The organism is Pantoea sp. PGP6, assembly GCF_053474785.1.
The window spans coordinates 1,610,334-1,635,769 of the sequence record NZ_JBQBMA010000001.1 but is presented as its reverse complement, the minus strand read 5'-3'; the positions used below and the strand labels follow the sequence as shown (position 1 = coordinate 1,635,769).

Annotated in this window: 23 protein-coding genes; 11 read left to right on the top strand and 12 right to left on the bottom strand. The window is 56.7% G+C overall.

Going from position 1 to position 25,436, the window contains the following annotated elements; all coding sequences use genetic code 11:
- On the bottom strand, nt 1–2,097 hold the full coding sequence (gene fusA / locus ACLIBF_RS07700) for an elongation factor G (protein ID WP_069729554.1): 2,097 nt from the start codon (nt 2,095–2,097) through the stop codon (nt 1–3).
- 138 nt (nt 2,098–2,235) lie between these two features.
- Between fusA and ACLIBF_RS07695 the strand changes: the two genes are divergently transcribed.
- On the top strand, nt 2,236–2,589 hold the full coding sequence (locus tag ACLIBF_RS07695) for an ArsR/SmtB family transcription factor (protein ID WP_279810452.1): 354 nt from the start codon (nt 2,236–2,238) through the stop codon (nt 2,587–2,589).
- A 25-nt stretch (nt 2,590–2,614) separates the two neighbouring features.
- Entirely contained in the window at nt 2,615–3,529 is a 915-nt protein-coding gene (locus tag ACLIBF_RS07690) for a ketopantoate reductase family protein (RefSeq protein ID WP_089561760.1), read from the top strand.
- Between the two features lie 36 nt (nt 3,530–3,565).
- Here ACLIBF_RS07690 and ACLIBF_RS07685 read toward each other — a convergent pair whose 3' ends face one another.
- Nucleotides 3,566–4,342 (bottom strand): YdcF family protein, encoded by a 777-nt coding sequence (locus tag ACLIBF_RS07685; protein ID WP_279810453.1) that lies wholly within the window; start codon nt 4,340–4,342, stop codon nt 3,566–3,568.
- A gap of 95 nt (nt 4,343–4,437) precedes the next feature.
- Between ACLIBF_RS07685 and ACLIBF_RS07680 the strand changes: the two genes are divergently transcribed.
- Entirely contained in the window at nt 4,438–5,499 is a 1,062-nt protein-coding gene (locus ACLIBF_RS07680) for a LacI family DNA-binding transcriptional regulator (RefSeq protein ID WP_279810454.1), read from the top strand.
- Nucleotides 5,500–5,621: 122 nt separating this feature from the next.
- On the opposite strand, the gene tmaR is transcribed toward ACLIBF_RS07680, so the two are convergent.
- Complete coding sequence (tmaR, locus tag ACLIBF_RS07675; RefSeq protein WP_004571340.1) at nt 5,622–5,948, bottom strand: PTS system regulator TmaR; 327 nt, start codon at nt 5,946–5,948, stop codon at nt 5,622–5,624.
- A 160-nt stretch (nt 5,949–6,108) separates the two neighbouring features.
- Complete coding sequence (locus ACLIBF_RS07670) at nt 6,109–7,167, bottom strand: FUSC family protein (protein WP_069729551.1); 1,059 nt, start codon at nt 7,165–7,167, stop codon at nt 6,109–6,111.
- A 209-nt stretch (nt 7,168–7,376) separates the two neighbouring features.
- On the opposite strand from ACLIBF_RS07670, the gene ACLIBF_RS07665 reads away from it, so the two are divergent.
- From ACLIBF_RS07665 to ACLIBF_RS07655, 3 genes are read left to right on the top strand one after another with little or no spacing between them, the layout of a single operon-like run.
- On the top strand, nt 7,377–8,123 hold the full coding sequence (locus ACLIBF_RS07665) for a gluconate 2-dehydrogenase subunit 3 family protein (RefSeq protein ID WP_031375227.1): 747 nt from the start codon (nt 7,377–7,379) through the stop codon (nt 8,121–8,123).
- Nucleotides 8,124–8,125: 2 nt separating this feature from the next.
- Nucleotides 8,126–9,889 (top strand): GMC family oxidoreductase, encoded by a 1,764-nt coding sequence (locus ACLIBF_RS07660; protein ID WP_180217280.1) that lies wholly within the window; start codon nt 8,126–8,128, stop codon nt 9,887–9,889.
- On the top strand, nt 9,886–11,103 hold the full coding sequence (locus tag ACLIBF_RS07655; protein ID WP_069729550.1) for a cytochrome c: 1,218 nt from the start codon (nt 9,886–9,888) through the stop codon (nt 11,101–11,103). The genes ACLIBF_RS07660 and ACLIBF_RS07655 overlap by 4 nt, the downstream gene beginning before the upstream one ends.
- A gap of 54 nt (nt 11,104–11,157) precedes the next feature.
- Here ACLIBF_RS07655 and dacD read toward each other — a convergent pair whose 3' ends face one another.
- The gene (gene dacD / locus ACLIBF_RS07650; protein WP_201306438.1) at nt 11,158–12,321 is read right to left on the bottom strand and encodes a serine-type D-Ala-D-Ala carboxypeptidase DacD; all 1,164 of its coding nucleotides are present in this window, start codon (nt 12,319–12,321) and stop codon (nt 11,158–11,160) included.
- Between the two features lie 246 nt (nt 12,322–12,567).
- Here dacD and ACLIBF_RS07645 point away from each other — a divergent pair, with 246 nt between their 5' ends.
- The 4 genes from ACLIBF_RS07645 (at nt 12,568) to sbcB (ending at nt 15,989) form a co-directional block, all read left to right on the top strand.
- Nucleotides 12,568–12,723: a hypothetical protein gene (locus ACLIBF_RS07645; protein WP_279810455.1), complete on the top strand. Its 156-nt coding sequence runs from the start codon at nt 12,568–12,570 to the stop codon at nt 12,721–12,723.
- Between the two features lie 60 nt (nt 12,724–12,783).
- Nucleotides 12,784–13,476 (top strand): hypothetical protein, encoded by a 693-nt coding sequence (locus ACLIBF_RS07640; protein ID WP_031375231.1) that lies wholly within the window; start codon nt 12,784–12,786, stop codon nt 13,474–13,476.
- A gap of 241 nt (nt 13,477–13,717) precedes the next feature.
- On the top strand, nt 13,718–14,197 hold the full coding sequence (locus tag ACLIBF_RS07635; protein WP_448309504.1) for an Hcp family type VI secretion system effector: 480 nt from the start codon (nt 13,718–13,720) through the stop codon (nt 14,195–14,197).
- Nucleotides 14,198–14,561: 364 nt separating this feature from the next.
- Nucleotides 14,562–15,989 (top strand): exodeoxyribonuclease I, encoded by a 1,428-nt coding sequence (gene sbcB, locus ACLIBF_RS07630; RefSeq protein ID WP_069729549.1) that lies wholly within the window; start codon nt 14,562–14,564, stop codon nt 15,987–15,989.
- Nucleotides 15,990–16,067: 78 nt separating this feature from the next.
- Here the strand turns inward: sbcB and ACLIBF_RS07625 are convergent, their stop codons facing one another.
- The 5 genes from ACLIBF_RS07625 to ltnD all read right to left on the bottom strand — a co-directional run bounded on the left by ACLIBF_RS07625 (nt 16,068) and on the right by ltnD (nt 21,147).
- The gene (locus ACLIBF_RS07625) at nt 16,068–17,426 is read right to left on the bottom strand and encodes a GntP family transporter (RefSeq protein WP_069729548.1); all 1,359 of its coding nucleotides are present in this window, start codon (nt 17,424–17,426) and stop codon (nt 16,068–16,070) included.
- Between the two features lie 128 nt (nt 17,427–17,554).
- Complete coding sequence (locus ACLIBF_RS07620; RefSeq protein WP_448309503.1) at nt 17,555–18,340, bottom strand: HPr family phosphocarrier protein; 786 nt, start codon at nt 18,338–18,340, stop codon at nt 17,555–17,557.
- Complete coding sequence (gene otnC / locus ACLIBF_RS07615; RefSeq protein ID WP_069729547.1) at nt 18,340–18,984, bottom strand: 3-oxo-tetronate 4-phosphate decarboxylase; 645 nt, start codon at nt 18,982–18,984, stop codon at nt 18,340–18,342. The genes ACLIBF_RS07620 and otnC overlap by 1 nt, the downstream gene beginning before the upstream one ends.
- Entirely contained in the window at nt 18,977–20,242 is a 1,266-nt protein-coding gene (otnK, locus tag ACLIBF_RS07610) for a 3-oxo-tetronate kinase (protein ID WP_279810457.1), read from the bottom strand. The genes otnC and otnK overlap by 8 nt, the downstream gene beginning before the upstream one ends.
- Nucleotides 20,242–21,147, bottom strand: a complete 906-nt coding sequence (gene ltnD / locus ACLIBF_RS07605) for an L-threonate dehydrogenase (RefSeq protein ID WP_031375365.1) — start codon at nt 21,145–21,147, stop codon at nt 20,242–20,244. Before ltnD ends, otnK begins: the two co-directional genes overlap by 1 nt.
- A gap of 269 nt (nt 21,148–21,416) precedes the next feature.
- Here ltnD and ygbI point away from each other — a divergent pair, with 269 nt between their 5' ends.
- Nucleotides 21,417–22,178: a DNA-binding transcriptional repressor YgbI gene (gene ygbI, locus ACLIBF_RS07600; RefSeq protein ID WP_031375364.1), complete on the top strand. Its 762-nt coding sequence runs from the start codon at nt 21,417–21,419 to the stop codon at nt 22,176–22,178.
- A gap of 54 nt (nt 22,179–22,232) precedes the next feature.
- On the opposite strand, the gene ACLIBF_RS07595 is transcribed toward ygbI, so the two are convergent.
- Both ACLIBF_RS07595 and ACLIBF_RS07590 read right to left on the bottom strand, forming a co-directional pair.
- Entirely contained in the window at nt 22,233–23,591 is a 1,359-nt protein-coding gene (locus ACLIBF_RS07595; RefSeq protein ID WP_069729544.1) for an APC family permease, read from the bottom strand.
- 381 nt (nt 23,592–23,972) lie between these two features.
- A complete protein-coding gene (locus ACLIBF_RS07590) occupies nt 23,973–25,388 on the bottom strand; it encodes a glutamine synthetase family protein (RefSeq protein WP_046288221.1) in 1,416 nt (471 codons plus the stop codon).
- Between the last annotated feature and the right edge of the window lie 48 nt (nt 25,389–25,436).

Below are 25,436 nucleotides of genomic sequence, written 5' to 3'. Positions count from 1 at the left end.
CTATTTACGGGCGGCAATGATCTCATCGGCCACGTTGCGCGGTGCCTGCGCGTAGTGGCTGAACTCCATGCTGTAGGTGGCGCGCCCCTGGGTCAGCGAACGCAGGCTGGTGGAGTAGCCGAACATCTCCGACAACGGCACTTCGGCGCGAATAATCCGGCCGCCAAAATGCTCATCCATGCCCTGCACCGCGCCGCGCCGTGACGACAGATCGCCCATAATCCCGCCGGCGTACTCTTCCGGCGTCTCCACTTCCACTTTCATTACCGGCTCCAGAATCGCCGGATCGGCCAGTTTTGCCGCCGCACGGAAACCGAGAATCGCTGCCATGCGGAACGCCATCTCCGAGGAATCGACCTCATGATAGGAGCCAAACGTCAGGGTCGCTTTGATATCGACAATCGGATAGCCCGCCAGCACGCCGCTGTTCAGCGCTTCGCGGACCCCTTTCTCTACTGACGGGATATATTCGCGCGGCACCACCCCGCCTTTGGTGGCATCCTCAAAGACAAACCCGCTGCCCGCCGCACCCGGTTGCAGGCTCAGCACCACATGGCCGTACTGCCCTTTGCCGCCCGACTGGCGCACAAACTTGCCTTCAACATCCTGCACCGCCTTGCGCAGCGTCTCACGGTAGGTAACCTGCGGCCGCCCGATATTGGCCTCTACGCCAAATTCACGTTTCAGACGATCGACGATAATCTCCAGATGCAGTTCGCCCATACCGGAGATAATCGACTGGCCTGACTCCTCGTCGGTGTGCAGCCGGAACGACGGATCTTCTGCCGCCAGCCGCTGTAACGCCAGCCCCATCTTCTCCTGGTCCGCTTTGGTCTTCGGTTCTATCGACAGCGAAATCACCGGTTCAGGAAACTCCATCCGCTCCAGAGTAATAATGGCGTGCGGATCGCACAGGGTTTCGCCGGTCGTCGCCTCTTTCAGCCCGACGCAGGCGGCAATATCCCCGGCGCGTATCTCGTCGATCTCATGGCGGGCGTTGGCGTGCATCTGCACGATACGGCCAATGCGCTCCTTCTTGCCTTTGACCGCGTTAAAGACGCTGTCGCCCTTGCGCAACACGCCCGAGTAGACCCGTACAAAGGTCAGCTGCCCGACAAAGGGATCGCTCATCAGCTTAAACGCCAGCGCCGAGAACGGTTCGTCATCATCAGCGTGCCGTTCGGCGTGGTTTCCGGCCTCATCCACGCCGCTGATCGCTGGCACATCGGCCGGTGACGGCATCAGTTCGATCACCGCATCCAGCATCCGCTGTACCCCTTTATTTTTAAACGCACTGCCGCACAGCATCGGCTGGATCTGGTTGAGTAGCGTGCGCTGGCGTAAACCGGCAATCACCTGCTGCTCGCTGAGATCGCCCTGCTCCAGCCAGGCTTCGGTCAGGGTTTCATTGGCTTCCGCCGCCGCCGCGACCATTTTTTCACGCCAGCTCTGCGCTTCGGCCAGCTGATCAGACGGAATTTCACCATAGCTGAAGGTCATCCCCTGGCTCTCTTCATCCCAGTAGATGGCCTGCATGCGGATCAGATCGATCACCCCGACGAAATGCTCTTCGCGACCGATGGGAATCACAATCGGCACCGGATTGGCTTTCAGCCGTGACTGCATCATGGTGACCACGCGGAAAAAATCGGCGCCCTGCCGATCCATTTTGTTGACGAACGCCAGCCGCGGCACATGATATTTATTTGCCTGCCGCCACACCGTCTCAGACTGCGGCTGTACGCCGCCCACTGCGTCATACACCATTACCGCGCCGTCCAGCACCCGCATTGAGCGCTCGACCTCGATGGTGAAATCAACGTGGCCCGGGGTGTCGATAATATTGATGCGGTGCGGCTCAAAGCGCTTATCCATGCCCGGCCAGAAGCAACTGACCGCGGCAGAGGTGATGGTTATGCCGCGCTCCTGCTCCTGCGCCATCCAGTCGGTTGTTGCAGCGCCATCGTGCACTTCCCCCAGCTTGTGGCTCATTCCGGTATAAAACAGAATGCGCTCGGTGGTAGTGGTTTTACCGGCATCGATGTGCGCGGAGATGCCGATGTTGCGGTAACGTTCGATCGGAAGGGATCGGGGCATGATGTATCCTTAGTCAGTTTGACGGAAAGAGGTGCACACTTTTCAGGCACCCATGTCAGCAAGCTTAGACTAATGGTACGACTCCATACGAACAGATTGAGCTATAATTAACCGGATCATTCCCCTGACAGGAACGTTATGCTGAGTAATCACCCTGATACTGAACAGTTACGGTTAGAAAATGTGTTGTTTGCGCTGGGCAATCCGCTGCGGCTGGCTATTGTTGATGCGCTGGCGCGTGAAGGTGAACAGCCTTGCGGCCTGTTGCGTGGTGAGGTGGCGAAATCGACCATGACCCATCACTGGCGGGTTCTGCGTGACAGTGGCGTGATCTGGCAACGGCCGCTGGGGCGGGAAAATCTGATTTCGCTGCGCCATGAAGATCTTGAACATCGCTTTCCAGGCTTACTCACCAGCGTGCTGACGGCTATCAGTCAGGGTGCCTCACCGCACGGACCGGCTGGCAAGCCCGGCGATGACGTTTTAAGGTAACGGTTTTCACTTAAAGGGAAATTCTATGCGCATTCTGATAGCAGGTGCCGGCGCGACCGGTGGATATTTTGGCGCGCGACTGGCCCAGGCCGGCCAGGACGTGACCTTTCTGGTGCGCGAACGGCGTTACCGCCAGTTGCAGCAAAAGGGACTGGTGTTGCAGACCCCGAGCGGCACCGAAACGCTGCAGCCGCAGCTGGTGCAGGCGGCTTCTCTGCACGGTCACTATGACCTGATTATCCTGACGGTAAAAAGCTTTGCCCTCGAGCAGGTTATGCAAGATATTGCACCCGCCGTCGGCCCGCAGACGCTGATTATGCCGATCCTTAACGGCATGCGGCACATTGAAACGCTGCAACAGCGCTTTGGCCGCGAAGCGGTGATCGGCGGGTTGTGTAAAATCAACGCTACGCTGGGCGATAACGGCGAAGTGATCCAGATGACGCCGCTGCATCAGCTCTATTACGGCGCGCTCGACGGTAATAACGATGCGCGCCTGCAGCGGGTCGATGCTGCACTGCGCGACAGTCAGGTTGATACCCGCTTCAGCGACAACATCATGGATGAGCTGTGGGAGAAATGGCTGCTGCTCAGCACGCTCGGCGCGGTGTGCTGTCTGGCTCGCGGCGATACTCAGCAGGTGCTGCGATCCCACGGCGGTGAAGCGCTGTTACAGGCTGTTTTTAGCGAGATCCTGACGGTAATCAGTGCTGCAGGTTATCAACCGCGCCCGGCGGTGACCGCCAAAATCTTCGAGCTGCTGAACAATCCAGCCACACCGATGACCTCCTCCATGTACCGCGATTTATGCCAGGGATTCGATATTGAAGCCGACCAGATCATCGGCGATCTGCTGCTGCGCGCCAGTCACTATGGCCTGAGCGCGCCTTTATTGAATGCGGTGTATGTCAATCTGCAGGTTTATCTGCAGAACCGTTAAGCGCCAGCGGGCCGCATCACGCCGGCCCGCCACTTTTCAGCGGCCCTGAATCCGCTGCTGCACCCCGGAAAGGCGCATCAGGCGCTGCCACGCCGCATCAATCTGATCAGGCAGTATCACTTCCGCGAAGAATCCTTTCCCGCGCGGTCCGTAGCCCTGCTCATCGTTTCGCAGCCGCTGCACCTCTCCCATCAGCAGGGAGATAAAGCGCTCCAGCGACCACATACCCTGCGGCGCGGCGCCGGTGATGCGCGGCTGGCCCGCCTCCAGCCTCAGTTGCGGAATGAAAACCGGCCAGTTGATAAAGCGGGGAGCCGCCGGCCGATCGCGCCACTGCCAGCGGAAGGTGGCGTCAGTACGCCGCTGCAGTAACGGGTCCTGAATCAGAATGACCTGCTGCGGCTGTAGGCCACGGCTATCCAGTAACCGCTGGCTGAATGCCGCATTTTCGCCGCAGTTGCGCGATTCCCCTTCCAGCAGCAGCTGCTGTTGCGGCAGATCGGCCAGCCGATGCGCGATAGCCGCCAGCATCTGCGCCTCGCTCTTTCCCTGAGTATCAAGCGGGTGAAAGCGCGGATCTGCCGCCATCGCCTGCGCTAACAGCGGCGTGGCGTGGCCGACGCCGCCACTGATCAGCAGCGGCAGACCGGAGGTTTTCGCCAGCGCCACCGCGCCCTCAATATTTGGCAGCACCGCATGGCCCGCCAGAATCAGCAGATCGGCGTCGGGGTGCTGCGGATCTGTCAGCTGATCAAGCGCCAGCCAGTTGGCGATCAGGTTGATGTCATCAATATCATGGTCAGTAAGCTGCATATTTTTCTCCTTATTGCTGAGCAGTGTAGCGCGCAGCAGCAGCGCTGCAGCCGGAAAATTTGCTACAATCGCCGCTTCATCTACTGGAGAGATCAATGACTTCCCGCTCTGTGACCCTTGATGATGTCGCTCAACTGGCTGGCGTCTCTTACCAAACCGTTTCACGGGTGCTTAATCGTTCTGAACAGGTCTCGGTCCGCACCCGGCAACGGGTCGAAGCGGCGATGCAGCAGCTCAATTACGTGCCGAACCGGGTCGCGCAACAGCTGGCGGGTAAAGCGACCCGCACCCTGGGTCTCGCCACCAGCGATCTGGCGCTGATGGCCCCGGCACAGATTGCTTCGGCGATTCAGCGGCGCGCAGCGGCAGCGGGCTATCATCTGGTGATCGCTATGCAGAGCGGCAATGACGCGGCGGCGACCATCAATGAATTGCTGGCGCAGCGGGTGGATGGATTGCTGATCAATCTGCCGCTGCAGGCGGAGGAAGCGCAGCAGATCCAGGCGCTGTGCGCTGCGAAACCGGTGCTGTTTCTGGACGTCGAGCCGCAGGCGGCCGTGGCGCAGTGTCAGTATCCGAATCATCACGGCGCGCGGGCGGCGGTAGAGCACCTGGTGGCGCTGGGACACCGGCAGATCGGCTTGCTGAACGGTCCGGAGCGGTCCGTGTCGGCGCGTCAGCGTGAAGCCGCCTGGCATCAGGCGCTGGCCGATCATCAATTGACGCCGCATTGTTCCCTGCGCGGCGACTGGAGTGCGCAATCAGGTTATCAGGCGCTACTGGCACAGTTACCGAATGCCTTACCTCAGGCGCTGCTGGTAGCGAACGATCAGATGGCGCTGGGCGCGATGCGGGCGCTGCATCAGCACGGCGTGGCGATTCCGGGGCAGATTTCGGTGATTGGCTATGACGATACCGCCGAGAGCGCGTGGTATCAGCCGCCGCTGACCACGGTGCGGCAGGATTTACAGCAGCTGGGCGTACTCAGCGTTGAGCGGCTGCTGGCGCGGTTACAGGGCGAATCAGTCAGTGATGAAGCGCTGGAAACCACGCTGGTGATCAGAGAAACCACCGCACCACCCGCCGATTCACACCGCGATCTCACCGCGCTGGCGCAGCAGCTTCAGGCGATTGCCCGCCAGCTGACCGAAAAATAATTCTTTCCTGCCGCCAGGCAAATGATGCTGCAGCGTCGATCCCGGCGATAAAAAAACCCGCCCTCCTGACGGGGAGCGGGTCTCTGTTAACCGAGCGGAGCGTTCACGCTCTGTTATCAGCCTCAGGCTTTCGGGTGTTCGCCGACGCCCATGGCTTTGATCTTTTTCGATAGCTCACGACGCTCTTTCGACAGATCGGCGTTTTTGATGATGTATTCATCAACGCGGTCTTCATAATCCACACGCATGCTGGCGATAATTTCCTGAATCGCCTCGACGCTCATGCCGGGTTTGATGTACTCGCTCAGGTTGTCTAACAGCAGGACGCGCTTCTGGTTGTCACGAATTTTCTTCTCGTTATCGACAATTTCACGCTGCAGTTTGTTTTTGCGGCGGAACATACGCACGAACTCCAGGACGTCCTGAAATGATTGCTTGGCATTTTCCATGATGGCACCTTTCTTTGAGCCTGCTGACGCAGGGAGAGAGACAAAACGATCAGCTTAGCGGCTAGCCAGCCTTATACGCAATTTTCACAGCTAATTTCGGACTGGCCCTTATCTTAGCGCAAAGAAACCCGGTTTCACATTAAGTCATTGTCTGAGGTGATTATTTGCGCAGCGCCATTCGCATCAAATCGGTCATCCGCTCCAGCTGTTTTGCCAGCTCAAGGCTTAACCAGACGTAACCGTAAATCGGCGTCTCCTCCAGTCCTTCACTGCCCGCCTCGGCAATCAGCCGCCGCAGCTCGCCGCTGATTTCGGTCAGCTCATGGCTGTTAGCCAGCACCTCGTCGGTTTCGCCTTCAATCGCCATCACCGACAGCGCACGCAGCGTGCTTTCGGTCATCTGCTGGGTTCGGCGTAATGCCGGGGCGTTAAGCAGAATCAGATGGCTCTGACGCGAGGCCCACCAGGCATCAATCTGCATCTCGATGGTGTACACCATATTACGGTTTATGGTCTGAATGGCTTCAAGCACCGATTTCGGGATGCGCGTCTCTTTGCTTGACGGTTCCAGCAGCGCCCGCATTTTGATCACGCTGGTCAGCAATTTGCCCAGCGGCTTGTTCAGGCGCGGTTTATCCACCAGGTTGGGCGAGAAACCGGCGTGGTAGATTTTCGCCATCTCCGCCAGCGTGTCCGAGAGCTGGATCCGCCAGTGAATGTAGGCGCGCTGCGCCCAGATGGCGGTAAACAGCAGCGCCATCAGCGAGCCAAGAATCACATCGCCGCCGCGCCACAGCGCCATGGTGAAATCGCCGGTGGGCGCGCCGACCACCACGCTGAGGGTGATGCCGATCAGCAGCGCCATATAGGGATGTTTACCCAGCGTCAGGTAGCCGCTGATAAACATCGCTACGCCACACCAGGCCAGCATCATCGGCATGGAGATCAGCTCCAGCTTCAGGGCAATCAGTCCTGAGATCGACCCCGCCACCGTGCCGCAGATACGCTGCAGCGCGCGCGGAAACACATTCCCCCAGGTTGAGATCGGCCCCATCACCACCACCAGCGTAATCAGCGGCCAGGTACCTTCCGGAATATCCGTCGCCCGGACAAAAATAAAACAGAGCAAAAAGGCGATAGCGATGCGCACGCCGTGAACGGTGCGGTAATGGCGGTAGAACCAAAACTCAAGTTTTGATATGGGCTTATCAGATCGCAAATTGGTTTTCCGGTTGAGGGATCATTTCGTGCGCTATCTTAACCCCTGATGTTGCTAAGGCTTAGTGCGCCATCTACATTTCAAAACAGTTTTGACGTTCCCTTACAATTATCAACATCGCCTTTACATACGGCCCCGAACTCAAAAAACAAATTGCCAACAATTTTTAACCTTTAGCTTTTGTTAGTAACACTTGAGAAGGAAGCACGATGCGAAAAAGAGCAAAAACCCTGCCGGGCGTTACGCGGCGGCAGGTTCTGACATGGTCGACGCTGGGCGTAGCAGCGACTGTCAGCCAGGTCGCCGATGCCGTTTCGCTGAAAGGCAGTCCAGGCTGGACGCCATTCTCCGATAATCCTCCAGAAACTTACCCACAACAAGGCTGGCTGTTTTTTACCGATGCCGAAGCCAAAACCATCGAGGCGATAGTTGACCGGCTGATCCCGGCCGATGATCTTAGCGTGGGCGGCAAAGAGGCGGGCTGCGCCGTCTTTATCGATCGTCAACTGCACGGCTCCTACGGTACTTTTGAGCGCCTTTATATGCAGGGCCCCTTTCAGCAAGGCACCACCGAGCAGGGCGATCAGTCGCCGCTGGTGCCGCGTCAGCGCTACCGCCAGGGCATCGCCGCACTTAACCGCTACGTTCAGCAGACCTCAAATAAAAACTTCACTGACCTGACGCCGCAACAGCAGGACGAACTGCTGCAGGCGATGGAAGCCGGTAAGGTGCACTTCAGCGATTTCGATGCGCAGTCCTTCTTTCTCGAAGTGCTGAATAACACCATGGAAGGCTTCTTTGCCGATCCGGTGTATGGCGGCAACCGTGAGATGGTGTCGTGGAAGATGCTCGGTTTTCCGGGTGCGCGCTATGACTATCGCGATTACATCGAACGGCATAACGAAAATCTGCACTTCGAGCCGATCAGTATTGCGCAATGGAAGGCAAAGGATTAACCATGAAAAAACTTCCCAAAACCGATGTAGTGGTGATTGGACTCGGCTGGGCCGGATCGATTATTGCCAATGAGCTGGCCGATGAAGGCCTCGACGTGGTGGGCATTGAACGGGGTCCGTGGCGCGATACCGCTCGCGACTTTAATATCGGCACCGTAACCGATGAGCTGCGTTATGTGATGCGCGAAGAGCTGATGCTGCGCACCCGCCAGAACACCTGCACCATGCGTAATAATCCGTCGCAGACCGCGCTACCGATGCGGACCTGGGGATCATTTCACCCCGGCAACGGCACTGGCGGCGCAGGCAACCACTGGGCTGGCATCACCTTTCGCTTCCAGCCGGAAGAATTCCGCCTGAAAAGCCATCTGACCGAGCGTTACGGTGCCAGTGCCATACCTGATGAGCTGGTGCTGCAGGACTGGGGCACCAGCTGGGAGGAGATGGAGCCGCACTATATGCAGTTTGAACGTGTGGCCGGCACCTCGGGCCGCGCCGGCAACCTCAACGGTGAAAAACGGCCGGGCGGGAATCCCTTTGAGGGCGCGCGCTCCGGCGACTATCCGACACCGCCGCTGCGTCAGCCTTATGGTCCGACCCTGTTTGCCGATGCGGCAAAAAACCTTGGCTATCAGCCGTTCCCGGTGCCCTCTTCGCTGGTCTCTGAAGCCTATACCAATCCGTATGGCGTCACCATGGGTCCCTGCACCTTCTGCGGTTTCTGCACTAACTACGGATGTGCCAACTACTCCAAAGCCAGCGCCATCACCACCGTACTGCCGGCGCTGATGCGCAAGCCTAACTTCACCGCCTATACCAACAGTGAAGTGTTGCAGGTGCTGACTGACTCTACCGGCAAAAAAGCCACCGGCGTCACCTACATCGACTCGTCGGGTGATGAGTGGGAACAGCCGGCCGATCTGGTGATCGTCGCCGCCTTTACCTTCGAGAATGTGCGCCTGATGCTGCTGTCGGGCATTGGCGAGGCCTACGATCCGGTGACCAACACCGGCACCACCGGACGCAACTACGCCTACCAGACCGCCAACAACGTCACGCTGTTTTTCGATAACAAAAACTTCAATCCGTTTATCGGCGCTGGCGCGGTCGGCATGGGAATCGACGAATTCAATAACGATAACTTTGACCACAGCGGCCTCGGCTTTTTTGGCGGCGGCAGTATCCGCGTCACCCCGATTGGCGCGGCTCCGATTGGTTATCGTCCGTTGCCACCTGACACGCCAAAGTGGGGATCGAAATGGAAACAGACGCTGAAAGATAACTATCTCAGCACCATGTCGATCGGCTGTGAAGCCAGCAGCTATACCACCCGCACCAACTATCTGTCGCTGGATCCTAACTACAAAGATCCGCATGGCCGCCCGCTGTTACGAATCACCTTCGACTTCGCGCAGAACGACCTGAAGATGGCGCAGTACTGCACTAACAAGGTGGCTGAGATCGCTAAGGTGATGAACCCGCGCGAGATGATCGTTAAACCGATGACCGGCCACTGGAGCAGCGTGCCCTATCAGTCCTCTCACGTGGTAGGCGGCTTCATCATGGGTGCCGATCCACGGACCAGCTCGGTGAATAAACATCTGCAGGTGTGGGATGTGCCGAATCTGTTTGTGGTGGGCGCTTCCGCCTTCCCGCAGAATCCCGGCTATAACCCGACCGGCACGGTGGGCGCTCTGGCCTTTAAAGCGGCGCACGATATCCGTCGCTACTACCTGAAACGTCCGGGGGAGATGATTAGCGCATGAAAACGTTACCGCTTCTCTCCGCCGCCGCGTGGTTACTGGCCTGCAGCTTCAGCAGTCAGGCGCAACCGGAATATGATCAGATCGCCCGCGGCAGTTATATCGCCACGCTGGGCGACTGTACCGCCTGTCACACCACCGATGAGAAACAGCCTTTCGCCGGTGGCGTTAAGTTACAGACGCCGTTTGGGACGCTGCTCGGCGCGAATATCACTCCTGACCGTGAAACCGGGATTGGCGACTGGAGTTATGATGATTTCCGCCGCGCCATGAATACCGGTGTCGGCCATGACGGTAAGCGTCTGTATGGCGCGATGCCGTTTACCGCCTACACCAAAATGTCGGAAAAGGATCTGCAGGACCTGTGGGCCTGGATGCAGACGCTGCAACCGATCCATCATCCGGTAGAAACCAATCAGCTGCCCTTTCCGTTCAATATCCGTACCAGCCTGATGGTGTGGAACTGGATTAACTTTGATAAGGGCGAATTCAAACCGAATCCGGACAAATCGGCGGAATGGAATCGCGGGGCCTATCTGGTTGAGGGACTCGGCCACTGCGGCACCTGCCACTCACCGAAAAATCTGCTGGGCGGCGACAAAAATGGCCGCTTCCTTGGCGGCAGCGAGGTCGAGGACTGGTATGCGCCGAATCTGGACGCCAGCGATCATACCGGACTCGGTAAATGGACCCAGCAGGATATCGTCAGCTACCTGCGGACCGGCGTGAACCGCTATGCCATCGCTTCCGGCCCGATGGCCGATGCGGTGCGTCATTCGACCCAGCACTGGCGCGAGGACGATCTCAACGCAGTGGCGGTTTATCTCAAGGATGGCGAGAAAAAAGCCGACGAGAAGCCAAAACCGCTGGATGCTAATGATGACAGGATGAAGCTTGGGGCGACGATCTATGAAGCCAAATGCTCGGCCTGCCACAGTCCGGGTGGCCGTGGTGAGAAGAATATCTTCCCGCAGCTGGCGGATAATCCGCTGATCAATCAGCCGAATGCGACATCACTGATGCATGTGGTGCTGGCGGGCAGTCGCGGCGTGGATACCAATGCGCGCCCAACGGCACCGGCGATGCCCGCCTTTGCCGGCACCCTGAGTGATGACAATATTGCGGCGGTGCTCACCTACATTCGCAACAGCTGGGGCAATGCCGCCGCGCCGGTTGAGGCCAGTGAAGTGAAGAAGATGAAGGAAGCGTTGCGTTAAGCAGTCAGGGGGCAGCCTGAAGGCTGCCCCCGATTACGCGGCCAGCAATGCCGATCAGAACTTCTGCTTGAGATAATCGGTAATGCGGGTAATGACGCCAGCAGGTTCAACTGCGCTCAGCGCCACCAGCGGATAGTGGGCAATCTGCTGATCCTTATCCATCACCTGAATTTCACCAATCACTTCATTGGCTTTCAGCGGCGCTTCCAGCTCGCTGCGGTTAATAATGTATTTCGCCTTGACGTTCTGCACTTCACTGCGCGGCAGCGACAGGTAGACATCATTCGCGGTACCCACTTCGACCTGATGCGGATTGCCGTACCAGACATTCTCGCTGCCAATTTTCTTACCGGCATGGAACAGCTGCACGGTATCAAAGGTATTCTGACCCCATACCAGCAGCTTGCGCGCCTGCTCTTCCCGCCCTTTTGGACTCTTGCCACCCATCACCACGGCGATCAGACGATGTTTGCCCACCACGTTAGAGGCGATGATATTAAAGCCCGCGGTTTCGGTGTGCCCGGTTTTCAGCCCGTCCACATGCAGGGCGTTATCCCACAGTAAGCCGTTACGGTTGTTCTGGGTGATGCCGTTCCAGGTCAGGGTTTTTTCACTGTACATGGCATAGAAGTCAGGCTCGCCGTCGATAATCGCCCGCGACAGTTTTGCCATATCCAGCGCGCTGGAGAACTGGCCCGGCGCGTCCAGCCCATGCACCGTTTCGAAGTGCGTATTTTGCAGGCCCAGCTTATCGACATAGTGATTCATCATTTTGACGAAATTGTCTTCGCTGCCCGCCACATAATCTGCCAGCGCCACGCAGGCGTCATTACCGGAATCGATGATTACTCCCCGGCTTAAATCACGTACGCTCAGCTTGTCGCCCGGCTTAAGGAACATCAGCGATGAGCCTTTAAATACCGGATTACCGGCTGCCCAGGCATCTTTGCCGACGGTGACCATATCATCGCGGCTGATTTTCTTTTGATCGATAGCGCGATCGACGACGTAACCGGTCATCAGCTTGGTCAGACTGGCAGGATTGCGGCGCTCATCCGGATTACCGGCGGTCAGGACCTGGCCGGTGGTGGCATCCATTAACACCCAGGACGCCGCATCAATCGCCGGTGGCGTCACGGGAAATGGCATGTCGTCAGCCTGTGCCAGCGAAGCCCAAAAAACAGTAGCGGTAACGGTAATCAACAGACGCCTTTTCAACACTTCATCCTTACCTGCACGGGAGAAAAATTCATATATGAAACGAAACGGAAACAGCCGCACGTTTTACGGCAAAACCGTTGTGAAGGTTTGAATAAATTGAAAAAAAGTATGAACTGCGGCGGCTAAGACACCGGCTGGCTGTTCGATGGATCACGGCGCGCGGTGAAAGCTGTTTACTTAACAACCATCTACCCATACCTTTTGTACGGTTAAAAAAGGAACATCGACCTGAGGGATAAGGTTATGTATTACGCTGATGAGATTATCGATTTTCTGCAAACCAACAGGATACTGGCGCTGAAACTTGATCACGCCTTAACCGATGTGAATAACGCGCTCTCTGCTCAGAGGGAATTTATTGGAAAAGGTGCAAGCGCGCTTTGTACTACACATTACTAAATGATTATTTCCCTAAAGTTTAAAGGTGGCAGGACACAGACTAACCATAAGGAAACGGTTATGTACTATAACAAAAACGTTATCAGTTACTTGAAGTCAAATAATATCCTCGCGTTAAAACTTGACCGCACATTTACCGGCGTTGGAAAAGCTGTATCTGATCAAATTGATATAATAGGCGCAGGCGCAAAGCGTGCACTGTTTTACACATCGTGCTTTACTGAGGAATATCAGGATGTTTGTCAGAAACAAAAAAATGAAGACCTAAGATTCATCGGAGGTATTTATAAGCTAGTGGAGCATGGCGATATTATATTTGATATGCTCAAAATATATTTTGAAGAAATATTCAGGCATAAAACCAGTAGTCAATTAGGAAAGATAAAAGAATCTCTGATGGCAGTAAATATTCACATTGCAGTAAGTCAATTTACAAAATACGGATTTATTTTGGCCGTGTCTGCTGCAGTAGCTGCTGGCATGAAGCTCAGCCTCGATATGAGTGTACTGGCTGGCCGAAGAGCTGGCGTTGCCATTGCCATAGCTGGGATGTATGGAGTTGTTCAGAAAGCAGCTGATAGCGCAAACCGCCTGCGTTATGCCTTACCTGAATATTATTCAGCATTGTATGCCAATGAACTGGAAATGATGTTTTTCTTGATTGAACCTCTATTCGAAAGATCTGATGCGCTTCTTAGTGCGTGGGCATCTGATGACGAAGTTTCCCGAATTATTACTAATATGATTCGGTAATAAAATTATGAAAAATTTAATGACGAGGTTTTTTAAAAGAATATTTAAATCTTTATTTTTTGTCTATGCACCGGTCATTCTCGTTCTTGCATTTGCATTATTTTATCTAAAATTATTTCCTGATGGGCCTTTGTGGCCTATACCAGTTTTTGTAGTACTGGTAATAATTTACTTCCCCCTGATTGTTAAATGGTAATATTCCATTTAACGAAAGCCTGATTACCTTTAAGGATAAAATAACATGTCTGCTCCCGCACATTTATGGCTTAACGATGAAAAGGGTTCTCCAATCGTCGGTAGTTGTCAGATGCCACTGCGTTCAGGCTCTATTGAACTCAAATCATTCTCCCACGGCGTTACTATTCCGGTCGATCCTAACTGGGGAAAACTTACAGGCACACGCATTCACCAGCCTGTTACGATAGTGAAAGAGTTTGATCAAACAACTCCACTTCTATACAGAGCTGTCTGCGAAGGCCGAATCATGAAGAAGGCGATAATCAGGATGTACCGGATAATTGATGCAGGAATTGAGACTGAATATTTTAATATCATCCTGGAAAACGTGAAGGTCACCACGGTATCGCCCTATCTTGCACCCAACGGCATGAGCAGCACGCATCTGGAAACGCTGGAATTACGCTATGAAGCGATAACCTGGAAATATACCGAAGGTAATTTTATCTATCGAGACACATGGAACGATCGTGCTATAGGCTGACCGGTAAAACAGGTTCATTTTTGTCCCCTGACACTTCTCAGGCAGTTGTTATGCCTATCCCCGGGTGGTGCAGCAACTGCGCTAACCGCTCAGGCGCTGCCGCTCCACCAGCCGCGGTTTTGAGCCTCATTCCCGCTTTGTCAGAACCGTACAGCCTGCCCCGCTACCATCCGAAACTTCAGACCGGTCGGATTATGGTTTACCATGTAGGGTATGAAGCCTGATGCTGCCTGGGTGATTTTGCTCTGCACCGGCACATGCGCATCAGCAGTCAGGCGCAGATGAAGAAAGGCATCAAGCGAACGGGAAGAGTGACAACTTGCTGTTCATCAGTTTAGTGAATGAAATTAAGCGGATATGAAATTTGAATAACGATCGCGTCCAGGCCACCTTCCTCTTCCACGATTACGAGACCTTCGGCACCAGCCCTTCACGCGATCGGCCGGCACAGTTCGCCGGTCTGCGTACCGACAGCGATTTTAATCCGATTGGTGAGCCACAGGTGTTTTACTGCCGTCCGCCGGATGACTATCTGCCGCAGCCGGAAGCCGTGATGATTACCGGCATCACGCCACAGGTGGCGATGGCGCGCGGCGTGACAGAAGCGGAGTTCGCTGAACGCATTCACGCCCTGTTTACCACCGAACAAACCTGCGTGGTCGGCTACAACAACGTGCGCTTTGATGATGAAGTGACGCGCAATATCTTCTACCGCAACTTCTACGATCCCTATGGCTGGAGCTGGCAGAACGGCAACTCGCGCTGGGATCTGCTCGACGTGATGCGGGCCTGCTATGCATTGCGCCCGGAAGGGATCAACTGGCCGGAAAATGAAGAAGGCTTTCCCAGCTTCCGGCTGGAACATCTGACCAAAGCCAACGGTGTGGCGCATGAAAATGCCCATGACGCGATGTCTGATGTCTATGCCACGCTGGCGATGGCCCGGCTGGTGAAAGAGAAGCAGCCTAAGCTGTTTGAGTTTTTGTTTACCCACCGTAACAAAAACAAGCTGATGAACCTGATTGATATCCCGCAGATGAAGCCGCTGGTTCACGTCTCCGGCATGTTCGGCGCGGCACGCGGCAACACCAGCTGGGTAGTTCCGCTGGCCTGGCACCCGGATAACCGCAATGCGCTGATTGTGGTCGATCTGGCCGGTGATATCTCACCGCTGCTGCAGCTGGATGCCGATACCCTGCGCGAGCGGCTCTATACGCCGAAAAACGATCTCGGCGATCTGCCAGCAGTGCCGGTTAAGCTGGTTCATATCAACAAATGTCCGGTGCTGGCACCGGCTAATACGCTGCGTCCGGAGGATGCCGCCCGGCTGGGTATCGATCGTCAGCACTGCCTGGCGAATCTGGCGCTGCTGCGTCAGCAACCAGAAGTGCGTGAGAAGCTGGTGACGCTGTTTGCTGACGCTGAACCGTTTACCCCGTCGGACGATGTTGACACCCAGCTGTACGATGGCTTTTTCAGCGATGCCGATCGCGCGGGTATGAACATTATTCGCCAGACTGCACCCGCTAACCTGCCGGCGCTGGATTTAACTTTCGACAGCGCGCGCGTGGCGAAACTGCTGTTCCGTTATCGGGCGCGTAACTTCCCCGGCACGCTGGATGATGCGGAACAGCAGCGCTGGTTGCAGCATCGGCGCGAGGTGCTCAATGCTGAGCGGGTGCAGGCGTTTTTGCAGGAGCTGGAGTCACTGGCGAGTCTGCATGAAGCCGATCCGGAGAAGCTGGGACAGTTAAAAGCGCTCTATCTCTATGCGCAGGAACTGGTTTCTTAGCCCCGAAACTGCCCGGCAGTTTCTGCTGCCGACTTAGGTCGGGACCGCAACTGTTCGCGGTCCCGGCACGTTGCCGCATTACATCATTACCCATACCAGCCAGGTCAGCGCAAAACCACACAGTCCCATCATTGTGGTCAGTATTGTCCAGCTGCGTAACCCATCAGCCACCGACAAACCAAGATAACGGGTGACCACCCAGAAGCCGGAATCATTAACGTGTGACAAGCCCAGCGCACCAAAACAGGCTGACAGGGCGACCAGCACCAGTTGCAGCTCGCCAAGCCCCGTCACGGCAGTACTTAACAACCCACAGGTTGTGACAATCGCCACCGTTGCCGACCCCTGTGAAGCGCGCAGCGCCAGTGAAAGAATAAACGCAGCCGGGATCAACGGCAGATGAATCGTCTGCAATGAACTGGCCAGCGCTTTGCCTACGCCTGATTCCACCAGTACCTTGCCGAATGCTCCCCCGGCGCCTGAGACTAAAATCACCCCGGCAGCGGTGGATATCGCGTTATTTGACAGCGTCTCCAGCTTCTCTTTGGTCCAGCCACGACGCAGACCCAGCAGCCATCCTGCAAGCGCCAGGGTAATCAGCAATGCCACAGCTGGCGATGCCACTAACGTCAGAATCTTCAGTGGCAGGCTATCGGGGGTAAGATGCGGCGGCAATAACGTACCCAGCATGATCAGCAGAATCGGCAATAAGATTAAGCCCGAAATCAGCAAGGCGCCCGGCGCATCTTTACCGCTGGCAGATGTCGTCTGGGCGGTGGGTTCAGTAAGCTGCAGCTGCTCCAGTACCTGAACAGAAAGATGGTATTTTTTAAGATTTAGCGCCTTAGCCACGAAATAACCGGCAATGCCTGTCGGTATCGACAATGCTATCCCGGTCATCATTAACCAGCCAGGATCGGCATTCAGCAAACCGGCGGCGGCCGCCGGTCCTGGATGAGTGGGCACCGTAACATGCACCATCAGCATCATGCCTGCCATTGGCAAACCAAACTTCAGCGGCGATACGCGCATCACTTTGGTAAAACCATAAATCAGCGGGACCACGATAATAAACCCGACGTCAAAAAACACCGGCAATCCCAGAATAAAGGCTACGGTGGTTAACGCCGCGACCATGCGCTGTGGTCCGCACAGCTGCGCGAAGCGGTTTGCCAGCCGATCAGCGCCGCCAGATGCTTCAATAATCGCGCCGAGTATCGCCCCCAGTACAATTATTGCGGCAATGCTGCCGAGCAGGCTGCCCATCCCGCCCAGGATCACTTTCATAATGTTTTCAGCCGGGATACCGGTAGTGATGGCGACAAACAGGCTGGCAATCAGTAACGCAATAAAGGGATGGACTTTGGCTTTGATTACCAACAGCAACAGCAGAATCACGCTGACCAGCGCGATGGATAACAGCAGCGTAGTGGACATCGGCAGACCTCTGATTAATTATAATTTTCAGTAAGTTATATTTTTATTGATTGAACACTGGTGTGATTAAGCTGCAGCAGGACTCACACCGTTTGTCTGACAATCGGTGTGAGTGGCCGTGCAGGTGATTAACGGCGCGTACGCCAGCGGGCAAACCAGCCGAGGCCAGCGGTGGTGCTGGTTCGCGGGAAGTATTCGCAGCCGACCCAGCCCTGATAGCCGACCTCATCCAGCAGGGTAAACAGCCACGGGTAGTTAATTTCCCCCTCATCCGGCTCATGGCGATCCGGTGCTGAGGCGATCTGTACGTGACGATAGCGCCCGGCGTAGTGGCGAATCAGATGGCTGAGGTTGCCATCCACTAACTGCGCGTGGAACAGGTCGAGCTGGGTAAACACATTGGGCCGATCGATCTGCTCCACCATTTCCAGCGTCTGATACTGACTGGAATAGAGATAGTTCGGCTTAGTAGTCGGGATCAGTGCCTCAATCAGCAGGTTGATGCCGTGCGGTGCAAAGCGTTCAGCGGCATAACGCATCGCGCTGATAAAGGTCTCAACATAGCGCTGGCGATCGGCTCCCGGCGGCACCGTGGCCGCCATGATATGCACCTGCGGGCAGTTGAGCGCCAGCGCATACTGCAGAGCGCGATCGATATCCGCTCTGGCTTCCGCTTCACGGCCGGGAATGGCGGAAACGCCCCACTCACCCGCGGCAACGTTGCCAGGCGCGGTATTGAACAGCACCAGCTGGAGCTGATTCTCATCCAGCCACTGCTTCAGCTGTTCTGCGGGATAGTCATAGGGAAACAGAAACTCCACCGCCTCAAAACCGGCCGCCGCTGCGGCAGCGAAGCGTTCAGCAAACGGCAGTTCGGTAAACTGGGTCGACAGGTTAGCAGCAAACTCAGGCATTATCGGCTCCTTAACTCGGCCACTTCGGCGTCATTGAGATAACGGATGGCGCGGTCGCCAAGGGTAAAGATCAGCCGGGCCGTCTCTTCCAGCTCCTCGGTGTTATCTGCCGCTTCACGCAATGATTTCCCCACTACCACCGGCCCATGGTTGGCCAGCAAAAAGGCGCGGTAGCGCGGTGCCAGCTGCGCCAGATCTTCCGCCAGCCGCTGATCGCCCGGCTTGTAGTACGGCACAACCGGTACATCTCCGACCCGCATCACCACATACGGCGTGAACGGACGGATGCAGTTTTCCGGGTCCAGTCCCTGTAAACAGGAGAGCGCCGTCAGGTAGTGACTGTGCAGATGCACCACCGCTTTGCAGTCGGGATTGTTCAGGTAGAGCGCGCGGTGAAACGCGATCTCTTTGGACGGTTTATCGCCAGAGAGCCACTCACCGTCAGGCGTGACTTTAGCGAGGCGGTCACCCTGTAACTCACCGAGGCAGGAGCCGGTGGGGGTTGCCAGCAGATTGCCATCTTCCAGCCGCACGGACAGATTGCCGGCCGAGCCGGTGGCGTAGCCGCGCTGAAAGAAGGAGGCGCCGAGCCGGACCATTTCGTCACGCGCCTGCTGCTCGGCTAAAGAGAAAGATTCAGACATGGGAAAACTCCGTTTGCGCGCGGCGGAAAAAGTCTTCATCGCCAAAGTTACCGGACTTCAGCGCCAGCGACAGCGGCTGCTGAATATCACGCACCCACGGCACGCCAGGCGAGATGGTCGGGCCGATATGAAACGCCGTAACCCCCAGGCTCTGGGCCACCACGCCGGAGGTTTCGCCGCCCGCCACGATAAAGCGCTGCCAGCCGCGCCGCTGCAGCTCACGGGTCACGGCGGCAAATAGCTGCTCGACCGCCTCACTGCTGCGCCGGGCACCATATTGTTGCTGAATCAGCTGCAACTGCTGCGCGTCAGCGGTAGCAAACAGCAGCGGCGCCAGTGCCTGATGACTGTTGGCTGCTACCCAGTCACACAGCTGCAGGGCGTAGCCGTCAGCATCCTGCAGACAGCGTTCGACCTGCACTTCCTGAGCGGGTGCCAGCTGGCGATAGACACTGACCTGGCGTTGGGTCATCTGCGAGCAGGAGCCGGAAAGCACCACCGCACGATCGCCCTGCGGTCGTCCTGCCTGCTCCGCCGCCGCTGCATCCGCTCCGGCCATCGCCCACTGGCGCGCCAGCCCGATTGCCAGCCCGGAACCGCCGGTCACCAGCCGCAGATCGCGTAGCGCCTCGCCCTGGGTCAGCAAATGTTGTTCATTCAGCGTGTCGATAACTACATAGTTAATGCCCTGCTCCCCCAGCTGGCCCAGCGCCTGACGCACTGCCTCCGCGCCTTGATCGACCTGCGCGGCAGCGATCAGCCCGGCCTGACCGGTGGCCTGCGCCGCCATCAGACGCAGCAGGTTGCTGTCGTGCATTGGCGTGACCGGGTGGTGGCGCATGCCGGAGTCCGACAGCAGCCGATCGCCGACAAACAGATGCCCCTGATACACCGTGCGCCCGTTCACCGGCAGCGCCGGACAGATCACCGTCAGGCTTTCGCCCAGTGCGGTCAGCAATGCATCGGTCACCGGGCCGATATTGCCCTGCGCGGTGCTGTCGAAGGTGGAGCAGTATTTAAAGTAGAAGCGCTCACAGCCCTGCTGTTGCAGCCACGCCAGCGCCGCCAGCGACTGCGCTACCGCCTGCTCTGCCGGGCAGGATCGGCTCTTCAGGCTGATCACTATCGCCTGCGCCCCGACGACCCGATCGCTGGCCGGTACGCCGTTGAACTGAATGGTGGTCAGGCCGTTTTGCGCCAGAAAACTGGCGATGTCGGTCGCACCGGTAAAATCGTCGGCTATCACTCCAAGACGCATCAGGTATTCTCCTTACCCTGTGGCAGGCTGATGCCGCTGAAGATTTTAATCACCGCGCTGTCATCTTCACGGCCATAACCGGCGTTGCTGGCTTCGGTAAACATATTGAGCGCGGTCGAGGCCAGCGGCAGCGGGAAGTGCAGCGATTTGGCGGTATCAGCCACCAGGTTGAGATCTTTGACGAAGATATCGACCGCCGACTTCGGACTGTAGTCACCGTCCACCACGTGCCGCATGCGGTTTTCGAACATCCACGAGTTACCGGCGGCATGGGTAACCACCTGATACATGGTCTCCAGCGGAATGCCCGCCCGTGCTGCCAGCGCCATCGCTTCTGCCCCGACTGCGATGTGTACCCCGGCCAGCAGCTGATGAATGATTTTGACCGTCGAGCCGAGGCCGATGTCGCTGCCCACCCGATAGACTTTGGCCGCCACAGCATCCAGCACCGGTTGCAGCTGCGTAAAAGCCTCTTCGCTGCCGGAGGCCATTACCGTCATCTCACCGCTGGCGGCTTTTGCTGCCCCACCGGAGACCGGCGCGTCGAGCATCAGCAACTGATGTTGTGCCAGCCGCTGTTCAATCTGCTGCGCATCCTGCGCTGAGAGGGTCGATGACACCATCACCGCCGTGCCGGGCCGTAGCTTCGCGGCCAGGCCATCGTCACCGAACAGAATGGCGTTCACCTGCTGCGCATTCACCACCAGCAGCAGCACCGCGTCGAGCTGGTCAGCAAACCGGGCGGCGGAGGATTGCGCGTCACGAGCGCCCGCCTGGCGCAGGGTCTCCAGCGCGGCGGGATTCAGATCGACGCCCCAGGTGTTAAGACCGGCGCGGATACAGGATTGCGCGGCGCCCATGCCCATGGAACCTAACCCGATAACACAGATATTTTCGACTGGCACTGTCGGCCTCCACTGTTAAATTAAGTGATTATTTGTTTGTTACTGTTAATCCTGCCAGCTTTACCCCAGCAAAAACGTGTGGTAACTCACAAAAAAACATCTGTGATGTGATCAGGAACAATTCTTAACATCCACCATAATCCCTGACATACCCCACTTTGCGGGCATTATCACCCGGCTTAACAGCGGGCGCAGGCTGTTATTTTCTATTCTTCCCGACCGGCAGATGCTCTACAATGTGAAAAAATGATAAATCTCAGGGAGCGAATATGATTCCGGTTGAACGTCATCAACAGATTCTGGCGCTGGTGGCCGATCGTGGCGTGGTGAGCATTGCTGAACTGACCGAGCGGCTGGGCGTGTCGCACATGACTATCCGGCGTGATGTGCAAAAGCTGGAGGAGCAAGGCGCGGTGCTGTCGGTGTCAGGGGGAGTACGTTCGGCGGATCGGCTGGCGGCCGAACCGTCACATCTGACCAAAAGTGCCTTGTACAACGATGAGAAGCGGGCGATTGGTCGCTATGCCGCTCAGCACATCCCGCGCAATAGCTGCATCTATCTGGATGCCGGCACCACAACGCTGGCGCTGGCGCGGGAAGTGGTGGATCGGGACGATTTACTGGTGGTGACCAATGATTTTATGGTGGCTAACCTGCTGATGGAAGCCAGTCACTGCCGGGTGATCCACACCGGCGGTACGGTCTGCCGTGAGAACCGTTCCTGCGTCGGCGAGTCGGCAGCGCGCAGCCTGCGTCATCTGGCGATCGACATCGCCTTTATTTCCGCCTCCTGCTGGGGGCCGCGCGGGCTGTTTACGCCAGATGAGGATAAGGTGACGGTGAAGCAGACGGTCAGCGAGGTGAGCAGTAAGCGGGTGCTGCTGAGCGACAGTTCGAAATACAACAAGATTGCGACCTTTCTGGCCCTGCCGCTGGAGAAGTTTGATCTGGTGGTGACCGACAGTCAGTTGAGTGAGGCGGGACGGATGGCATTGAACGCCGGACACTGGGAGCTGGTGCTCGCCAGTTAAGACTTTCGCCGCCCTCCCGTTTTTAGCGCGGGAAGGCGGCGAGGTTTAGCGCGATTAAATCTCTTCGCTGAACTGCGGCACCGGATTACGGAAGCTGCGGGTCACGAACGCCAGATAGATAATGCCAATGGTCGCCCAGATCAGGCCCAGCACCATTGAACTCTCTTCCAGGTTCACCCACAACGCACCGACCGTCAACGCACCCATCAGCGGCAGAACCAGATACTGGAAGTGATCTTTCAGCGTACGGTTACGCTTTTCACGGATCCAGAACTGGGCAATCACCGACAGGTTAACGAAGGTGAAGGCCACCAGCGCACCGAAGTTAATCAGCGCCGTTGCGGTCACCAGGTCGAAGTTAATCGCCATCAGCGCAATCGCACCCACCAGCAGCACGTTGAGCGACGGGGTACGCCATTTCGGATGAACGTAACCGAAGAAACGCTCCGGGAACACGCCATCACGGCCCATCACATACATCAGACGTGAGACGCCGGCATGCGCCGCCATACCGGATGCCAGCACCGTGACCACCGAGAAGATCAGGATGCCGACCTGCAGCGCTTTACCGGCAACAAACAGCATGATTTCAGGCTGAGAGGAGTCCGGGTCCTGGAAGCGCGTGATGTCCGGGAAGTAAAGCTGCAGGAAGTAGGAGGCGATGATGAAGATCACGCCGCCAATCAGCGCGGTCAGGAAAATCGCACGCGGAATGGTACGTTCTGCATCTTTGGTCTCTTCTGACAGTGAGCTGATGCCATCAAAGCCGAGGAACGAGAAACAGAGTATCGTCGCTCCGGTGATCATCGGCACCACGTGCGCGTTCTCAGACCAGAACGGTTTGCTGCTGGCCAGCGTGCCGGCACCAACGCCGTTCGCCACGCCATAAATTACCATCGCCGTAATCCCGACCATGACAATCACCTGCAGCACCACGATCACGCTGTTAAAGTTGGCGACAGTTTTGATGCCCTTGAGGTTGGAGAGCGTCATAAAGCCGACCAGCAGCACCACGAAAATCCACGAAGGGATGCCGGGCACCAGCGATTCGAAATAGTTTTTCGCCAGCAGGATGTTGATCATCGGCATGAACAGGTAGTCCAGCAGCGATGACCAGCCGACCATAAAGCCGACGTGCGGACTGATCGCCTTCTGAGCGTAGGTATAAGCGGAGCCCGCAGAGGGGAAGCGGCGTACCAGCTTACCGTAGCTCACGGCAGTAAACAGAATCGCAATCAGCGCGAAAGCGTAAGCCGTCGCGACGTGACCGTCGGTCAGCCCGGAAACGATGCCAAAGGTATCGAACAGGGTCATAGGCTGCATGTAGGCTAAGCCCATCATGACGACCGGAAGTAACGTTAGCGTTTTTTTCAGCTGTGCACGCTGTGGTGCAGCGGAGGTGTTAAGCGACATGCTTCAGTCCCTCCTGCGCGACAACCTGACTGGGTTGGGTCACAGGACAACTGCGCATTAAGCGACAGGGAGTAAGGTTGGTGATCAACGCGGCGCCGTAGTCATCACGAAAACGCGCACCAGCCTGAGCTGGCAGTGTGGAAAACATCCCCATCTTTGTATCCTCAATCTCACGCTAACGCGTGTTTTCAGTGTTTATCTATCCGGGTGCGTGCCCGGCCTCGGTTAAGTCAGCGAAAAACTATTTGTTAAAACAGGATGCAAAAAAAATAACCGGCGCGGTAAGCGTCGGTTATGGTCTGATTTTGCAGGCCGCGTATTCTGCCTCATCCCAGGGCCGAAATACAAGCCACCGGGGCACCGGATGCAAAAAAAAGGTTATCAGGCGTTTTTCAGCATCCAGTCAATCTCCGTGGCGGTTATCAGCCGTTCGAACTGCATCAGTTCATAATTCTTGCAGCTATACCAGACGCTGGCAAAGCGTTCGCCGAGTAATTTTTGCAGCGGATAGCTGTTGTTGAACTCATACAGAGCGTCACTCTGCCGAATCGGCAGCGCCAGACCCTCGGCGTGATGGCCGTTGCCGGTCACCGGCTGTGGCAACGGCAGCTGGGTATCCAGACCGTGCAGCATCCCGGCAAGTATCGCCGACACCACCAGATAAGGATTGGCATCCGCCCCCGCTACCCGGTATTCGATGCGATGATTATCGATATCGCCGCACGGCACCCGCAGCGCCACGGTGCGATTGTTATGGCCCCACGACGCCTGCAACGGTACGTAAGCCTCCGGCACAAAGCGGCGATAGGCGTTAACGTTTGGTGCCAGCAGCGCCATCGAGGCGGGCATCAGGTCGATCATTCCGGCCAGCGCGCGCTTCATCAGCGGCGAGTCACTGCCGTCATCACAGGCGAAAGCGTTGTGATCGGCGGCATCCAGCATACTGATGTGGACATGCATGCCGCTGCCCGCATACTCCTCATACGGCTTGGCCATAAAGGTGGCGGTCATAGCGTGATTTTCAGCCACCTGACGGATCAGCCGTTTCAGCTGCACCGCGTGATCGCAGGCGCGCAGTACGTCGCCAGTATGATGCAGGTTGATTTCGAACTGACCCGGCGACGCTTCAGCCAGCGCGCCATCGGCCGGAATACCCTGCTGACGCGCCAGATCGTCAATATCACGCAGCACATCGGCGAAATGATCGAGATTATCGACCGAATAGACCTGGCTCTGCATATTGCGTTCATCGCTGCCCGGCGCGCACGGCGGCTGGATGAAGCCCTCGGCATCGCGCTTTTTATCCACCAGATAGAACTCCAGCTCTACCGCTACCACCGGAAACAGGCCTCGGTTACGCAACTGTTGCCACAGCCGGTTAAGGACATTTCGGGGTTCAACGTCAAAGGGAGTGCCATCTTGGTTGCACATGGTGAGCAGCAGTTGCGCGATGTGCTGAGGATCGGAAGCGGAGGGAACTAAGGTGCCCGCGACGGGCAGACAGAGGTTGTCAGGTTCGCCCAAAGACTGGCCGAGTCCGGCTTCTTCCACCGTGTTGCCGAGGATATCCATGGCGAACACTGAGGCGGGGAAGTAACAGCCCTTTTCCAGCTTTGGCAGCGCTGAGACGGGAATGCGCTTACCGCGAAAGACACCGTTTAAATCGTTTAACAGAATGTCGACATACTGCGTTTCAGGATGGCGCTCCAGCCAGGCTTTCACCTCAAGCTGGAACGCGCTGGTTCGTTTCTCTTCACTGTGAAGCGTGAAGTCTTCCACTTCTACCAGGTTAGTCATGATCTCACCCGCCCCTATTCGGTTTGCGCAATGCTCAAAATAACAGCC

What these genes read in the sequence shown, in the direction of transcription:
- fusA (WP_069729554.1), bottom strand. Translation starts at nt 2,097, where the DNA reads ATGCCCCGATCCCTTCCGATCGAACGTTACCGCAACATCGGCATCTCC.
- ACLIBF_RS07695 (WP_279810452.1), top strand. Translation starts at nt 2,236, where the DNA reads ATGCTGAGTAATCACCCTGATACTGAACAGTTACGGTTAGAAAATGTG.
- ACLIBF_RS07690 (WP_089561760.1), top strand. Translation starts at nt 2,615, where the DNA reads ATGCGCATTCTGATAGCAGGTGCCGGCGCGACCGGTGGATATTTTGGC.
- ACLIBF_RS07685 (WP_279810453.1), bottom strand. Translation starts at nt 4,342, where the DNA reads ATGCAGCTTACTGACCATGATATTGATGACATCAACCTGATCGCCAAC.
- ACLIBF_RS07680 (WP_279810454.1), top strand. Translation starts at nt 4,438, where the DNA reads ATGACTTCCCGCTCTGTGACCCTTGATGATGTCGCTCAACTGGCTGGC.
- tmaR (WP_004571340.1), bottom strand. Translation starts at nt 5,948, where the DNA reads ATGGAAAATGCCAAGCAATCATTTCAGGACGTCCTGGAGTTCGTGCGT.
- ACLIBF_RS07665 (WP_031375227.1), top strand. Translation starts at nt 7,377, where the DNA reads ATGCGAAAAAGAGCAAAAACCCTGCCGGGCGTTACGCGGCGGCAGGTT.
- ACLIBF_RS07660 (WP_180217280.1), top strand. Translation starts at nt 8,126, where the DNA reads ATGAAAAAACTTCCCAAAACCGATGTAGTGGTGATTGGACTCGGCTGG.
- ACLIBF_RS07655 (WP_069729550.1), top strand. Translation starts at nt 9,886, where the DNA reads ATGAAAACGTTACCGCTTCTCTCCGCCGCCGCGTGGTTACTGGCCTGC.
- ACLIBF_RS07645 (WP_279810455.1), top strand. Translation starts at nt 12,568, where the DNA reads ATGTATTACGCTGATGAGATTATCGATTTTCTGCAAACCAACAGGATA.
- ACLIBF_RS07640 (WP_031375231.1), top strand. Translation starts at nt 12,784, where the DNA reads ATGTACTATAACAAAAACGTTATCAGTTACTTGAAGTCAAATAATATC.
- ACLIBF_RS07635 (WP_448309504.1), top strand. Translation starts at nt 13,718, where the DNA reads ATGTCTGCTCCCGCACATTTATGGCTTAACGATGAAAAGGGTTCTCCA.
- ACLIBF_RS07625 (WP_069729548.1), bottom strand. Translation starts at nt 17,426, where the DNA reads ATGTCCACTACGCTGCTGTTATCCATCGCGCTGGTCAGCGTGATTCTG.
- ACLIBF_RS07620 (WP_448309503.1), bottom strand. Translation starts at nt 18,340, where the DNA reads ATGCCTGAGTTTGCTGCTAACCTGTCGACCCAGTTTACCGAACTGCCG.
- otnC (WP_069729547.1), bottom strand. Translation starts at nt 18,984, where the DNA reads ATGTCTGAATCTTTCTCTTTAGCCGAGCAGCAGGCGCGTGACGAAATG.
- otnK (WP_279810457.1), bottom strand. Translation starts at nt 20,242, where the DNA reads ATGCGTCTTGGAGTGATAGCCGACGATTTTACCGGTGCGACCGACATC.
- ygbI (WP_031375364.1), top strand. Translation starts at nt 21,417, where the DNA reads ATGATTCCGGTTGAACGTCATCAACAGATTCTGGCGCTGGTGGCCGAT.
- ACLIBF_RS07595 (WP_069729544.1), bottom strand. Translation starts at nt 23,591, where the DNA reads ATGTCGCTTAACACCTCCGCTGCACCACAGCGTGCACAGCTGAAAAAA.
- ACLIBF_RS07590 (WP_046288221.1), bottom strand. Translation starts at nt 25,388, where the DNA reads ATGACTAACCTGGTAGAAGTGGAAGACTTCACGCTTCACAGTGAAGAG.